Annotated in this window: 11 protein-coding genes and 2 tRNA genes; 5 read left to right on the top strand and 8 right to left on the bottom strand. The window is 38.6% G+C overall.

Annotation, left to right across the window (positions count from 1 at the left end):
* Nucleotides 1-10 precede the first annotated feature (10 nt).
* The 6 genes from INP95_RS04325 to mutY all read right to left on the bottom strand — a co-directional run bounded on the left by INP95_RS04325 (nucleotide 11) and on the right by mutY (nucleotide 4,395).
* Nucleotides 11-1,249 (bottom strand): HAAAP family serine/threonine permease, encoded by a 1,239-nt coding sequence (locus INP95_RS04325; RefSeq protein WP_049368879.1) that lies wholly within the window; start codon nucleotides 1,247-1,249, stop codon nucleotides 11-13.
* A 286-nt stretch (nucleotides 1,250-1,535) separates the two neighbouring features.
* Nucleotides 1,536-1,611, bottom strand: a tRNA-Asn gene (locus INP95_RS04320).
* A gap of 2 nt (nucleotides 1,612-1,613) precedes the next feature.
* Nucleotides 1,614-1,689: transfer RNA gene (locus INP95_RS04315), tRNA-Phe, on the bottom strand.
* A gap of 233 nt (nucleotides 1,690-1,922) precedes the next feature.
* Nucleotides 1,923-3,002 carry a membrane-bound lytic murein transglycosylase MltC gene (gene mltC, locus INP95_RS04310; protein WP_005696844.1) on the bottom strand — a complete coding sequence of 360 codons (1,080 nt, stop codon included), beginning with the start codon at nucleotides 3,000-3,002 and terminating at the stop codon, nucleotides 1,923-1,925.
* A gap of 9 nt (nucleotides 3,003-3,011) precedes the next feature.
* Entirely contained in the window at nucleotides 3,012-3,284 is a 273-nt protein-coding gene (locus INP95_RS04305) for an oxidative damage protection protein (RefSeq protein ID WP_049365232.1), read from the bottom strand.
* A complete protein-coding gene (gene mutY / locus INP95_RS04300) occupies nucleotides 3,277-4,395 on the bottom strand; it encodes an A/G-specific adenine glycosylase (RefSeq protein WP_197560975.1) in 1,119 nt (372 codons plus the stop codon). The genes INP95_RS04305 and mutY overlap by 8 nt, the downstream gene beginning before the upstream one ends.
* A 193-nt stretch (nucleotides 4,396-4,588) precedes the next feature.
* On the opposite strand from mutY, the gene rpmE reads away from it, so the two are divergent.
* The gene (gene rpmE / locus INP95_RS04295) at nucleotides 4,589-4,801 is read left to right on the top strand and encodes a 50S ribosomal protein L31 (protein ID WP_005696847.1); all 213 of its coding nucleotides are present in this window, start codon (nucleotides 4,589-4,591) and stop codon (nucleotides 4,799-4,801) included.
* A 132-nt stretch (nucleotides 4,802-4,933) separates the two neighbouring features.
* On the opposite strand, the gene INP95_RS04290 is transcribed toward rpmE, so the two are convergent.
* Nucleotides 4,934-7,189: a FepA family TonB-dependent siderophore receptor gene (locus INP95_RS04290; RefSeq protein WP_197560974.1), complete on the bottom strand. Its 2,256-nt coding sequence runs from the start codon at nucleotides 7,187-7,189 to the stop codon at nucleotides 4,934-4,936.
* Between the two features lie 251 nt (nucleotides 7,190-7,440).
* Here INP95_RS04290 and INP95_RS04285 point away from each other — a divergent pair, with 251 nt between their 5' ends.
* The 3 genes from INP95_RS04285 to INP95_RS04275 all read left to right on the top strand — a co-directional run bounded on the left by INP95_RS04285 (nucleotide 7,441) and on the right by INP95_RS04275 (nucleotide 10,526).
* The gene (locus INP95_RS04285; RefSeq protein WP_197560973.1) at nucleotides 7,441-8,148 is read left to right on the top strand and encodes a 7-cyano-7-deazaguanine/7-aminomethyl-7-deazaguanine transporter; all 708 of its coding nucleotides are present in this window, start codon (nucleotides 7,441-7,443) and stop codon (nucleotides 8,146-8,148) included.
* Between the two features lie 14 nt (nucleotides 8,149-8,162).
* Nucleotides 8,163-9,479, top strand: a complete 1,317-nt coding sequence (locus INP95_RS04280) for an MFS transporter (RefSeq protein WP_197560972.1) — start codon at nucleotides 8,163-8,165, stop codon at nucleotides 9,477-9,479.
* A 219-nt stretch (nucleotides 9,480-9,698) separates the two neighbouring features.
* Complete coding sequence (locus INP95_RS04275) at nucleotides 9,699-10,526, top strand: class II glutamine amidotransferase (protein ID WP_049363313.1); 828 nt, start codon at nucleotides 9,699-9,701, stop codon at nucleotides 10,524-10,526.
* Nucleotides 10,527-10,594: 68 nt separating this feature from the next.
* Here the strand turns inward: INP95_RS04275 and gorA are convergent, their stop codons facing one another.
* Nucleotides 10,595-11,965, bottom strand: coding sequence for a glutathione-disulfide reductase (gorA, locus tag INP95_RS04270; protein ID WP_197560971.1), 1,371 nt, complete (start codon nucleotides 11,963-11,965; stop codon nucleotides 10,595-10,597).
* A gap of 217 nt (nucleotides 11,966-12,182) precedes the next feature.
* Here gorA and INP95_RS04265 point away from each other — a divergent pair, with 217 nt between their 5' ends.
* Nucleotides 12,183-13,310, top strand: a complete 1,128-nt coding sequence (locus tag INP95_RS04265; protein ID WP_197560970.1) for a glycosyltransferase — start codon at nucleotides 12,183-12,185, stop codon at nucleotides 13,308-13,310.
* The last annotated feature ends 19 nt before the right edge of the window (nucleotides 13,311-13,329 follow it).

The raw sequence follows: 13,329 nt of genomic DNA, 5'->3' as shown, positions 1-13,329 counted from the left end.
AAAAAGCCGCTTATAATAATCCATATACGACCGCGGAGATAGCAATTAATCCCATAACTGTAACAAATACATTGCTAAAACGACCTTGATAGCGTTTCATTGCTGGAACATTGCGAATCGCATACATAGGCATAATGAAAAGGATCATCGCAATGATTGGGCCGCCAAGGGATTCGATCAAACCTAAAATACTTGGATTAATGATCGCCACACCCCATAAAGTCAATAAGAAGAAAACTGCAGTACCGTAATTTAATTTTTTACGATTCACGCTTTCACCTTTCATTTTGAGGTATAAACCTTCTAAACCTTCACGTGCCCCTAAATAATGGCCAAAGAATGAGCTTGTAATCGCGAAGAAAGCCACCAATGGTGCGAAATAAGAAATGTATGGGTTATCGAATTTGTTAGCAAGATAAGACAAGATACTAATATTTTGTGCTTTTGCTTCTAATAACTCTGCTGGTGTTAAGGTTAATACACAGCTAAATACAAAGAACATCACAAAGAACAGTAATACGGTTGAAGTGCCTTTTTCTGTACGACCGATATGATATTCCGTTGTATTAAAATCTTTATATTCACGTTGTTGAGAAAGCGTGAAAGAGGAAATTGCCGGAGAATGGTTAAAAGAGAAAACCAACACTGGAATAGTTAACCACAATGTCGTCACAAAACCACTCGCTGTAGGAAGCTCATAAAGCATTGATGCATTCCATTGAGGAATGAGATAAATTGATAACGCAAAAAGAATCAACACCAATGGATACACCAGTAATTCGGTGATTTTCAACATCACTTTTTCACTGAACAACATGACTGAAATCAATATTGCAATCAATACAAAAGAAAGAATAGCACGATTTGGTGAAGCCATGCCTAATTGATTGACGATAAAAGAATCAACCGTATTGGTGATCCCGTTTCCATAAATCAATAAAATTGGGAAGATCGCAAAGAAATATAATAATGTAATTAATTTCCCAGCAGTCGGGCCGAAATGTTCTTCTACCACTTCAGTAATATCACTGCCTGGTTTAGAAGAAGACAACACGAAATAAGCCAAGCCACGATGCGCAAAATATGTCATCGGTCCGACTAAAATCGCCATCACAACCAAAGGCCAAAAACCGCCCATCCCTGCATTGATTGGTAAAAATAATACCCCTGCGCCCACCGCAGTACCAAATAAGTTTAATACCCAAGCTGTATCAAATTTATTCCATTTTTTATTAGTTGTAGTGTCCATACATCACCTTCTAAAGTTAAAATTATAAAATCGTTTATTTAATGACTATTCATTCATTAAATTAGTGGCTGCATTATGATGAGATTAGGGATTGATTGCAAAGTGCAAAATAATAAAGTGTGATCTCGCTAACAATTTTATGTAACTTTTTTACATAAATATTTATCTAGATCAAAAAACTGCGGTGAGAAATTTGAGCAAATTTTAAAGAGAGGAAAACAACAGAATAATGCTGAATTCTAAAAAGCAAAAAACCGCTAAATTACTTTAGCGGCTTCTTAGAATTTGGCTCCTCCTGCGGGACTCGAACCTGCGACATATGGATTAACAGTCCACCGTTCTACCGACTGAACTAAGGAGGAAATGGTGCCTCGAGGCGGAATCGAACCACCGACACGGGGATTTTCAATCCCCTGCTCTACCGACTGAGCTATCGAGGCGTTATCGTTATTGGCTACTGCCTGACAACGGAGCGTATTAAACTATTTTTTCGGGTATCGGTCAACAATTAAATTCAAAAAAAGTGAAAAAGTTGGTGTATTTGAATGGTTAATAACCAAAACGTCTATAAAAAGAACGTATTTTGAAAAACTCAACTAAAGATAACCGCACTTTATAGAAAAAATAATGCCCGAGAGAAAAGTCTTTCGGGCATGGTATTTAATTTCTGAAATTATCGTCTTACACGGAATTTCTTCTGAGCTGCATCCACTTTCAGCAAGTAGTTTCTTGCTTGTGACGATGGATGTGCTGTAGTTAAGATGCGATATACTTGTTCAGGATACATCTGGTTGATCTTATAGATCGCCTCATCTTTATCCTCATCGAATACACGTAATACTGCACCTGCACCACTGTTGTAAGCAGAAATCATTGCAAAACGTTTAGAGGTAGGGTTTGTAATACCATCTAAATATTGATTTTGCAAAATCCATAAGTAAGAAACCCCCGCATCAATGTTATTTGCAGGATCATAAAGGTAACGCGCAGATGGTTGTCCACCTTTACCTTTCATCGCAAATACATCACGACCTGCTGTGCTTGGTACCACTTGCATTAAGCCGATTGCATTCGCATAACTTATCGCATACGGGTTGAAGCTAGATTCTGTTTGCATAATACCTAAAATCAAGCTTTCATCAATGCCATAGCGTTCTGCAGCTTTACGGACTAATGGAATATATTTTTGTGCACGCACTTCAACGTGGTTTGCAATCATTGAGATCACCACAAATTGCACGGTGTTACCATTTTGCAGGCGGCGAGTTTGTAATTTATTTTGGATTAAATAAGTCGCAAAGTTACTTGCAATCACTTGGTTAGCAATTTGCTGACCATTATTATCCACAACCTGACCTAATAAGAAAGGACGCGTACTAATCGGTACATCACCAGAAGCGAATAAGTCGATCCCTTTCGCATCGGACCCCATCAATAAAGTATGGACAATCGCATTGTGTAAACGATTAAGATCTTGTTGAGTTTCAACAATAATTGTACCTTCGTCAAAGCTTACGTGGCTACGCGTATAGAAAGAGTCCGTGTATTTCACGTAGTCTTTACGACTCGCCACTAACAGCTCATTCACCCCCCAAATGCGATCGATATTATGGGAGAATTGACCAGTTAAAATATCTAAACCTTGCGTGTCTTTTGAAAACACTTCGTCGTAATTAATGCCACGTCGATGGGTTGGCGAGTCGCTACAAGCATATAAAAGTGGAAGTAGCGCCAATAATAAATACTTTTTCATAATCTTTTGTTATTTAGATGGGGGAACGTAACCTTCAATATGCACATCTTTGCCTTCAAATAAGAAATTCACCATTTCTTCTTCTAATAATTTACGATGTTCTGCATTCATCATATTGAGTTTTTTCTCGTTCACTAACATGGTTTGTTTTTTGATCCATTCGCCCCATGCTTGTTTACTAATTGAATTAAAAATACGTTTACCTAATTCACCGGGATACAGTTGAAAATCCAATCCTTCCGCATCTTGTTTCAAATATTCGCAAAAAACAGTTCTAGCCATAATAATTCCTTACAAATTGCGTTAATAAATTTTTCACAGGCTGAGCTAACCCGATCTGTTCAGGTGACGTTGGATCATACCAATATTTGACCGCACTTAATAGACCAGATTGAGATTCTTTTACTTTTTCTGACAATTTTTTCCAATCTGAACGATCGCTCTCTTCAGATTTTCGATCAACTTCAACATAAATGGGATGAATGTCTAAATGAAAATGACTAAAGGTATGACGGAAAGTTACCCATTCTTGATACTCGGTAATCCCTTGCTCTTTCAGATAATTCAATAATGTTTGTTTATCATCAAACTGAGGGAAACAATACAATCCGCCCCATAACCCTTTGCTTTCACGCTGTTCCAACCAGACTTTTCCTTGATAAGATAAAATCAAAAAATAGCTCTGCTTTTCTGGCAATGATTTTTTGGGTTTCTTTCCTGGAAATGCTGTCCACTTTTCGAGTTTATTAGCTAAACAATCGTTACTTAAAGGACACAAATCGCATTTAGGTTTTGTTCGAGTACAAATAGCCGAACCGATGTCCATCATCGCTTGATTAAATTCAGCGACTCTCGTTGTTGGTGTAACCTGTTCACTCAACTGCCATAATTGATTTTCGACTTTTTTCTCGCCAGGCCAACCTTCAACTGCAAAATAACGAGAAAGCACACGTTTCACATTACCGTCTAAAATTGGATACGGTTGATTTTGCACAGAAGATAGTATTGCGCCAGCCGTCGATCGTCCCACGCCCGTTAATGCCCAAACTTGCTCAAATTGCGTAGGAAATTCACCTTGATATTCATCTCTAATGGTTTGAGCGGCTTTATGTAAATTTCTTGCACGTGCGTAATAACCTAGTCCCGTCCACAGATGTAACACTTCATCTTGTGATGCATTAGCAAGTGCGGTCACATTGGGAAAGGTTTTAATAAAACGTTCAAAATAAGGAATGACCGTGGAAACTTGAGTCTGTTGTAACATCACTTCAGAAAGCCAAACACCATAAAGGGTTTTATTTTGCTGCCAAGGCAAATTTTTACGCCCAAACTTCTCATACCATTGTAGAACTGAATGGGCAAAAGGGGCATCAACAGAGGATTGGGCTAACATAACTTTCCTAAAGTGCGGTCAAAAATAAGCAAAAATTTTGCGATGATTCTATCACTAAAGCACACCTCTTGATCAATTTGATTTTTTCAGTATAATTCGCAGTCTATTTGGTGCCGGATTGTCGGCGATTATTAACTCACGCGGTGTAAGTGGAAAGCATTTATAGCGGCGTGGCTTCAATTTGAGGTTTTCTATGAAACAAGGTATTCACCCAGAATATAAAGAGATCACTGCAACTTGTTCTTGCGGTAACGTGATCAAAACTCGTTCTACTTTAGGCAAAGATATCAACCTTGATGTGTGCGGTAGCTGCCACCCATTCTACACTGGTAAACAACGTGTTGTTGATACTGGTGGTCGTGTTGAACGCTTTAACAGCCGTTTCAAAATCCCAGGTACAAAATAATTTGAATCTGTGTGAAGAACCCTGCCTATGCAGGGTTTTTTATTATCTGAAATTCACCATTTTCAAAATTCAATCAATAAAAAAGTGCGGTCAAAATCGACCGCACTTTTTCTATCAGTTCTAAACGCTCAATTAAAATGAATATTTAACTGTTGCGTAATAAGCACGACCAGGTTCGTTATAAGTATGAGCATTGTAATTTGTACTGCTTGATGAACGATAAATGCGTTTATCAAATAAGTTACTTACGCCAACACGAATGCTGATTGTATCTTTCCAATTATAACCTGCACTTAATCCCCAAACTGCATAGCTACCGATATCTTCTGAGTTAGCTAGCTGATTAATATTTTTGCCGTTACCATTTTCCATACGGTTTTCCGGATTTTTACGGGATTTTTGTTTACCGTATTGCGTATAAGTCAACATTGCATCCAAGCTATCTGTAATTTGATAACTTAAGCTTGAGTTCAAGGTATATTTTGGCACGATAGAAAGCGGGTTACCTGTATCTTTATTTTTGGTTTTATGCATATAAGTGAAGTTATTCACCCAGTTTAATTTATCTTGGATTAATGGTAATGTCAGATTACCTTCAAAACCTTCAATCACTGCGCGGTTTGCATTACCCCATTTATACACATAGTTACCTAAGTTAGTTAAACCGATAAATTCACCATCAGACACTATTTTGTTACGATAGTCATTACGGAAGTAAGCCACAGAAGCAAGAAGCCCGTCTTTATCATATTCAATTCCGATTTCTTTATTCCAGCTGGTTTCTGGTTTAATGTCGCTATTACCTTGGAAATAACAAGTTTTATTATTTGGTACATTCGTTGGACAACCTTGACCTAAAGTAAACAACAAGTAATTCGGGTTAGTTTGATAAAGATTCGGTGCTTTATAAGCTCTTGCTATCCCACCTTTAATTCTCCAATCATCGTTGAGGCTTTGTAAGAAGTTTAATCCACCACTTAGATTAGAACCAGAATAGGTGTTGTAATCATAACGCAAAGATGGCGTTAAGATGGTAGATTGGGTTGCTGAAATATTATCTTCAACAAATACTGCCCATTCAGTTTGACTGCTATGACCACCTCGTACGTTCGAGATGCCGGTTGGTAGGCGTTCTTTCAAATCATAAAGCACCTTCCCTGTATTCTTGTCTCGTCGTCCACCAAGTAACTGTGTCATAGAAGCGTCATCATCTAAACTGCTGTGTGCCCCCTCAAAACCAACTGTCAGCATATGATCTACACCCAAGGTAAATGGAATATAGAATTCTGAACTAAAACGCGTATTTTTAAGAATAGAATCGCTAAAAGCTGATGTGCTAGAATAACTACCTTCTGGACCACCCGCTAAATATTCTGGTAAACGGCTGTTTTTAGTTTTATCAAAAGTAATATAAGTTTTATTGTCAAAATGATCGAATTTACCTTCATAGGTTAAAGCATAGTTCTGACGATATAAACGAGCAGTTTCAGCTTTGCTTCCTGCCAACGTTTTGGTTTCAGGATAGTTTTTATTATTGTAAAGCCCTGCTGAGCTATTTTGTGTATCACCATTATAAATATTACCTTGACGGCTAAAACCGGAATCCAAGGTTAATTTATTTTTCTCATTGATATTCCACACTAAACGGCCATTAATATCTTTATTACGTACGCCTTCACGACCGGCAATCGCAGGATCGCCATTAATGCCAACTTCATCCGCTTGCGTTTTGTTCCAGTTACCATATAAACGGAATTGCAATACATCTTTAATTAACGCACCGCTTAGATTAAAACCAACTCGATTTGTTGCACCTTCATCGCTGTCTTCTGGTTGATTGGTGTAATAGCTTAAGCTACCGTGTAAATCATTGGTAACAGGTTTAGTGATGATATTCACCACCCCACCCATTGCACCTGAACCATAGCGTGCTGCTGAAGGACCACGTAATACTTCAATTTTTTCAATCGCTTCAACCGGCACCCAGTTACTGTCGCCACGAGAGTTACGTTCACCACGCACACCATAACGTTCTGCATTACGAGAGGTGACTGGTTTACCATCCACTAAAATCAATGTATTTTCTGGTCCCATACCGCGAATATCAATTTGACGTTTATTTCCGCGTTGTCCTGTAGATGAGTTACCCGTTAAATTCACACCTGGCATAGTGCGTAATACTTCAGAAATATCATTTGTCGCAGGTCGTTTTTCTAAATCTTTTGCCGTCACAAGAGAAGAACCAAGCGATTGTTTTACCTGATCTTCCGCAGTAACTTTAATTTCCTCAAGTTTCTCTTCTGCATGAGAATAGTTTGAAAAAAGTGCGATTGTTAACGCACTAAATGCGAAGAATGATGTTGTTTTTAAATGATTGGATTTATACATTGAAATGCTCTCCTGGCATATGTGGAATAAATAATGCCCGAGAATTCTAGTACAATATCATTTTGGTGTAAATGAAAATTCTTATCACTGCTATTAAAATCAAACTAAAACAAATAAAATGCCTAGATTTTTGACCGCACTTTCTTGCAATCCCAATAAATTCTAGTATTATTCACGGCTCGCCAATTTGGCGGATTTATTTCTCATGTCGGGTTCCCTACCCCCGATTAACCAACTAAAAAGGTCTTAAAATGAAAATTAATACTCCGATCTTCAATGATCAACAAAAACGTTTTGCTTTAATTTTATTAAGCTTATTTCACATCTTCATCATCACAGCCAGTAATTATTTCGTTCAAATTCCCTTTGAAATCAATTTAAAATTGACCGCACTTGGTTTTGCTGATGATTTTTCCTTCCACAGTACATGGGGCACACTCACTTTCCCATTCATTTTCTTAGCCACTGATTTAACGGTACGTGTATTTGGGGCGAAAGAAGCACGTTGGATCATCTTTATTGTGATGCTCCCCGCACTTATCGTGAGTTACATTGTTTCTGTTGTTTTTTCTAATGGACAATATCAAGGCTTAGGTGCATTAAGTGAATTCAATATGTTTGTTTTCCGTATTGCGTTCGCCAGCTTCTGTGCTTATGTTTTCGGTCAATTATTAGATGTGTTAGTATTCAACCGATTACGCCAATTAAAAACGTGGTGGATTGCTCCGAGCAGCTCAATGACATTTGGTTCCCTTGCAGATACCTTTATGTTCTTTTGCGTCGCGTTTTATAAAAGTAGTGATCCATTTATGGCAGAACATTGGTTTAGCCTTGGATTCGTCGATTACTTATTTAAATTATTTGTCGGCATTGTCTTGTTTGTTCCCGCTTATGGTGTGGTACTCAGCATGATTTTGCGTAAACTCCAATCTCTTGCAAACTCTCGTCAGTTTGCTTAACTTAAGGAAATAAAATGACTGAAACGCTTTCTCTTAGAGCCAAAATAGAACAAAGCCCAATGGGGGCTTATCAATGGATGATTGTGGTCATGGCTGCCATCATGAATTTACTTGACGGCTTCGATGTATTAGCCCTCGCCTTCACCGCAACAGCCATTCGTGGCGAATTTGGACTCTCGGGGATTGAGTTAGGTTATTTATTAAGTGCCGGCTTGTTTGGGATGACTGCCGGCTCACTTTTCCTCGCTCCACTCGCCGATAAAATCGGTCGCCGCCCATTGTTATTAATGGCAGTATCACTCTCTGCTATCGGTATGTTAGGCTCTGCGTTTATTTCACAATATCAATGGCTCGGTTTCTGGCGCGTTATCACTGGTCTTGGTGTCGGCGGTATTTTAGTGGGCACAAACGTGATCACCAGCGAATATTCCTCTCGCAAATGGCGTAGCTTTGCGATTAGTGTCTATGCAGCAGGATTTGGTATCGGTGCGGTATTAGGCGGTATGTTCGCCGTGATGTTGCAAGGTGAATATGGCTGGCGTTCTGTGTTCCTAGCAGGCGCTATCTTAACCGCTTTACTTTTAGTGGTGTTATTTATTTGGTTACCGGAATCCATTGATTTTCTCACCACCAAACAACCTAAAAATGCAGAAGTGCGGTTAAATTTAATCGCAAAAAAAATTGGTTTAGCCAGTGATTGGAAACTTCCTGCAAAAGTAGAAAAAGTTAAAAGTAAATTACCTATTAGCCAATTATTCAGCAAAAAATACTTACACTCTACTCTGTTAATTTGGACGGCTTTCTTTGCGATCATGTTCAGCTTCTATTTTATTAGCTCATGGACACCAGCCTTATTAAAAGAAGCGGGCATGACAACAGAACAAAGTGTGAGCGTTGGAATGATGATCTCATTAGGGGGCACTTGTGGCGCCTTAATCTATGGCTTACTGGCAAGCCGTTGGACAGCACGAGGCGTGTTAATTTTATTCACTGTCTTATCTTCTGCAGCAATCATTACCTTTATCTTATCCTCGTCCGTTTTATGGATTGCGATGGTATTCGGTATTTTAGTTGGTGCACTCATGAATGGCTGTATCAGCGGTCTTTATACTTTAAACCCACTTACTTATGATGCCGATATTCGTAGCACCGGTGTGGGCTGGTCGATTGGTATCGGTCGTATTGGTGCAATTCTTGCTCCAACGATTGCCGGCCAATTATTAGATATGGGTTGGGACAAACAGAGTTTATATGTTGGCGTTGGCTTTGTGATGTTGATCTCAACAGTCGCACTCTTTTTCTTAAAAAGCCGCTCCGAAATTAAAGCATAATCTTAAAAAATATAGCAAAAGGCGTGATAAACACGCCTTTTTTATTAACTTAATAAAGTGCTCATCCCTAACCTTTAGATCAAAAAGATTCTCAGGTTATTTTATGTAACATTTTCTTCTAAAAATCCTTTGTTATCCATCTTGAATTTCAACGAATTATGGTGTTAAATCGGCACATATTATAAGGGTATAAAATTATAAAAATAAGTGTAGGAATTTATGTGTCAATTACTCGGAATGAACTGTAATACACCGACGGATATTGTCTTTTCTTTTGAAGGTTTCCGTCGTCGTGCTGGTCTTACCGACTGCCATTCAGATGGCTTCGGTATCGCTTTTTTTGAAGGTCGTGGTGTGCGTATTTTTCGTGATAACCATGCAGCCTCTCAATCTCCTATTGCGGATTGTGTCAAACAATACAAAATTAAATCGCTTAATGTGATTGCTCACATTCGTAAAGCAACGCAAGGTGGGGTAACCATTGAAAACACGCATCCCTTTATTCGTGAAATTTGGGGACAAAACTGGGTGTTTGCTCACAACGGTAATTTAAAAGATGTGCCAGATATGTCCGAGAGTTTCTGCCAACCCATTGGCTCAACGGATTCAGAAGCAGCCTTTTGTTATATGGCGGAATACTTGAAAAATCGCTTCCGTCGCAAACCGTCTGAAATGGAAATTTTTGAAGCTATCCAAGACATTACCAAAGAGCTCTCACAAAAAGGCACCTTTAACTTCATTCTTTCAAACGGAGAATGGATGATTGCCCACTGTTCAACCAATTTGCATTACTTAACACGTAAAGCTCCTTTTGGTAAAGCGCATCGCATTGATGATGATGGCGTCATTGATTTTAATGATTACGCAAAAGATGGCGACAAAGTCACCATCATTACGACGTTCCCGCTCACCAAAGATGAACCTTGGGTTAAAATGGAACATGGTGGTTTCGTATTCTTCAAAGAAGGAGACAAAATTGCTGAGGTCGTCGGTGTGGCTAAAGAAATGGAAGATGATGGTACATTAGGCAATCGCGCAGCAGCCTAATAACAAATCACAATAAAAAGTGCGGCCAAAAACATCAGAAGTTTTGACCGCACTTTCTTTATCTGCAATTAACGCATTGTGACAAATTCTTCAGAACCTGTTGGGTGAATCGCGACTGTATTATCAAAGTCTGCTTTAGTTGCACCCATTTTGATTGCCACCGCAAAACCTTGAATCATTTCATCCACACCAAAACCAATGCCGTGTAAGCCTACGATTTTTTCGTCTTTACCAACACACACTAATTTCATTCGGCAAGGTTGACGATGTTCAGTTACAGCAGTGTACATTGCGGTGAAAGAGGATTTATACACTTTCACATTTTCTTCGCCATATTGCTCAATCGCTTGCGGTTCAGTTAAACCCACAGTACCAATTGGCGGGTGGCTGAATACGACGGTTGGCACAAGATTGTAATCCAAATGTTCATTCGGTTTGTTATTGAATAAACGCTCAGACAAACGACGACCTGCCGCCACAGCAACTGGTGTTAATTCAATACCACCTTCGATAATATCACCCACAGCATAAATGCCAGGTACGTTTGTATTTTGGTATTTATCGACAATAATTTGTCCGCGTGAATTAGTTTTCACGCCTGTTACTTCAAGATTAATCACATCCGTTGCCGGTTCACGACCAATCGCCCAAATTAAGGTATCCACTGTAGTTTCACGGCCATCTTGTAATTTCAAGGTAAGCGAACCATCCGCATTTTTAACCACTTCTTCTGGCAACGCTTTGGTATGTAATTGGATACCATCTTGTGCTAACACTTCAAGTAAAGTTTCCACAATCAATGGATCTTGATTACGCAATGGGGCATGTTGACGCACAAATAAATGTGTTTCGCTACCTAAGCTATTTAAAACACCGGCTAATTCAACGGCAATATAACCCGCACCTACAACTGCAACACGTTTTGGTAATTCATTTAAAGCAAATACACCATTTGAATCAATCCCGTATTCTGCACCTTTTACCGCTGGAATACTTGGGCGGCCACCCGTCGCAATTAAGATATGATCGGCAGTCACTAATTCTGTTGAACCATCTTCATAGCTCACTTCAATCGTTTTCGCATCTTTAAAACGCGCAAAACCATTTAGAACATCCACATTATTTTTCGCTAATACATTATTGTAAGACGTATGAATACGACCGATGTAAGCTTGACGGCTCTCCACTAATTTCGCGTAGTCAAACTTTTTCACTTCTACATCAAAACCATAAGCTGGGGCATAGCTATTAATCGTTTCTGCAACTTGTGCGCCATAGAACATCACTTTTTTCGGTACACAACCTACATTTACGCAAGTACCACCGAGATGTTTTGCTTCAATAATTGCACATTTTTTGCCATAGCTTGCCGCACGGTTAATTGAGGCAATCCCGCCGGAACCGCCACCGATCGCAATATAATCATAATGTTTAGTCATTTTCATTATCCTTTTTTACTCATTGGAATTTTGCTCTATTGTGCCTAAAACTGAACGAGAAAGCTATAAATTGATGTGATTGGAATTGTCTATATGCGAGGAAAAAGTGCGGTCATTTTTCGCATAATTTTCAGCAAGCAAAATGTATTTTCGCTATAATGCCCTACCATAAAAAATAAATTTACAACTTCACAAGTATTTCCCGAAACGTATAAAAATGACACAAAGAACTGATAAAAAAACAATCTGTTTAAATATGATTGTTAAAAATGAATCCGCTATCATCCGAGATACATTAGAGAACATTATTACTCATGTTCCATTAGATTATTATGTCATTAGTGATACAGGATCCGATGACAATACCGCAGACATTATCAAACAATTCTTTGATGAAAAAGGCATTCAAGGTGAAATTCACCACGATGAATGGGTTAACTTTGCCCATAACCGTAACTGTGCGTTACAACATGCACAAGGAAAAACAGATTATGTATTAATCTTTGATGCCGATGATCGTTTTGAAGGGGAATTTGTGTTGCCTGAAGAACTGACTTGCGATCGTTATTATCTGCGCATGGCAAATAGCATTACAGGTTCAAATGTTTACTTCCGAGTACTCATGTTTCGTAATGATGGTTCATTCTATTGGCGTGGCGTATTACATGAATTCATTGAACAACGTAAAACGACTATCACTGAGCAAAAAATATTCGGCGATTACTATGTCATTAGTGGTCGTTTTGGGGCACGTAGCAACAACCCACAAAAATATTTCCAAGATGCTCAAGTGTTAGAAAAAGCCTTCAATTCACCTGAAGATGAAGATCTTAAAGATCGCTATGCGTTTTATACCGCACAATCTTATCGTGATGCAGATATGTATGAAAAAGCCATTGAATGGTATGCAATTCGAGCGAATCTCGGTGGATGGTCTGAAGAAGTCTATTATTCATTCCTTCAAATCGCTTTATTAAAAATCGAATTAAATGCTTCACTCAATGAGATACAAAATTTATTGCTATCCACTTATGAATATCGCCCACAACGTGCGGAAAGTCTTTATCATTTAGCGCGCCTACTACGCCACCACAATAAAGCCAGACTGGCTTATATTTATGCAACTGTAGCGGCAAACATTCCTCTAAGTAAAGATATTCTTTTTGTGGATCACTCTGTTTATGAATGGAAAGCTAAAGAAGAACTGGCGATGAGTGCGAATTCGGTGGGTAATTATCAGCTTTGCCATGATCTTTGCATCGAATTATTATTTAATCCAGCCGTACCAGAACCAAACAGAAAACTATTACTAGACAATTTGAAGTTAGCAAAAGAGCATCTTTAAAAATATTAGGCGTTCAATA

Origin of the sequence: Haemophilus parainfluenzae (assembly GCF_014931375.1) — a bacterium.
In the GTDB taxonomy this organism is placed as follows: domain Bacteria; phylum Pseudomonadota; class Gammaproteobacteria; order Enterobacterales; family Pasteurellaceae; genus Haemophilus_D.
The sequence above is the reverse complement of the archived record's forward strand: the minus strand, read 5'-3'. Positions and strand labels throughout refer to the sequence as shown.

Excerpts from the sequence above, each read along its gene's own strand:
- INP95_RS04325 (WP_049368879.1), bottom strand. The coding sequence starts at position 1,249 with ATGGACACTACAACTAATAAAAAATGGAATAAATTTGATACAGCTTGG.
- mltC (WP_005696844.1), bottom strand. The coding sequence starts at position 3,002 with ATGAAAAAGTATTTATTATTGGCGCTACTTCCACTTTTATATGCTTGT.
- INP95_RS04305 (WP_049365232.1), bottom strand. The coding sequence starts at position 3,284 with ATGGCTAGAACTGTTTTTTGCGAATATTTGAAACAAGATGCGGAAGGA.
- mutY (WP_197560975.1), bottom strand. The coding sequence starts at position 4,395 with ATGTTAGCCCAATCCTCTGTTGATGCCCCTTTTGCCCATTCAGTTCTA.
- rpmE (WP_005696847.1), top strand. The coding sequence starts at position 4,589 with ATGAAACAAGGTATTCACCCAGAATATAAAGAGATCACTGCAACTTGT.
- INP95_RS04290 (WP_197560974.1), bottom strand. The coding sequence starts at position 7,189 with ATGTATAAATCCAATCATTTAAAAACAACATCATTCTTCGCATTTAGT.
- INP95_RS04285 (WP_197560973.1), top strand. The coding sequence starts at position 7,441 with ATGAAAATTAATACTCCGATCTTCAATGATCAACAAAAACGTTTTGCT.
- INP95_RS04280 (WP_197560972.1), top strand. The coding sequence starts at position 8,163 with ATGACTGAAACGCTTTCTCTTAGAGCCAAAATAGAACAAAGCCCAATG.
- INP95_RS04275 (WP_049363313.1), top strand. The coding sequence starts at position 9,699 with ATGTGTCAATTACTCGGAATGAACTGTAATACACCGACGGATATTGTC.
- gorA (WP_197560971.1), bottom strand. The coding sequence starts at position 11,965 with ATGACTAAACATTATGATTATATTGCGATCGGTGGCGGTTCCGGCGGG.
- INP95_RS04265 (WP_197560970.1), top strand. The coding sequence starts at position 12,183 with ATGACACAAAGAACTGATAAAAAAACAATCTGTTTAAATATGATTGTT.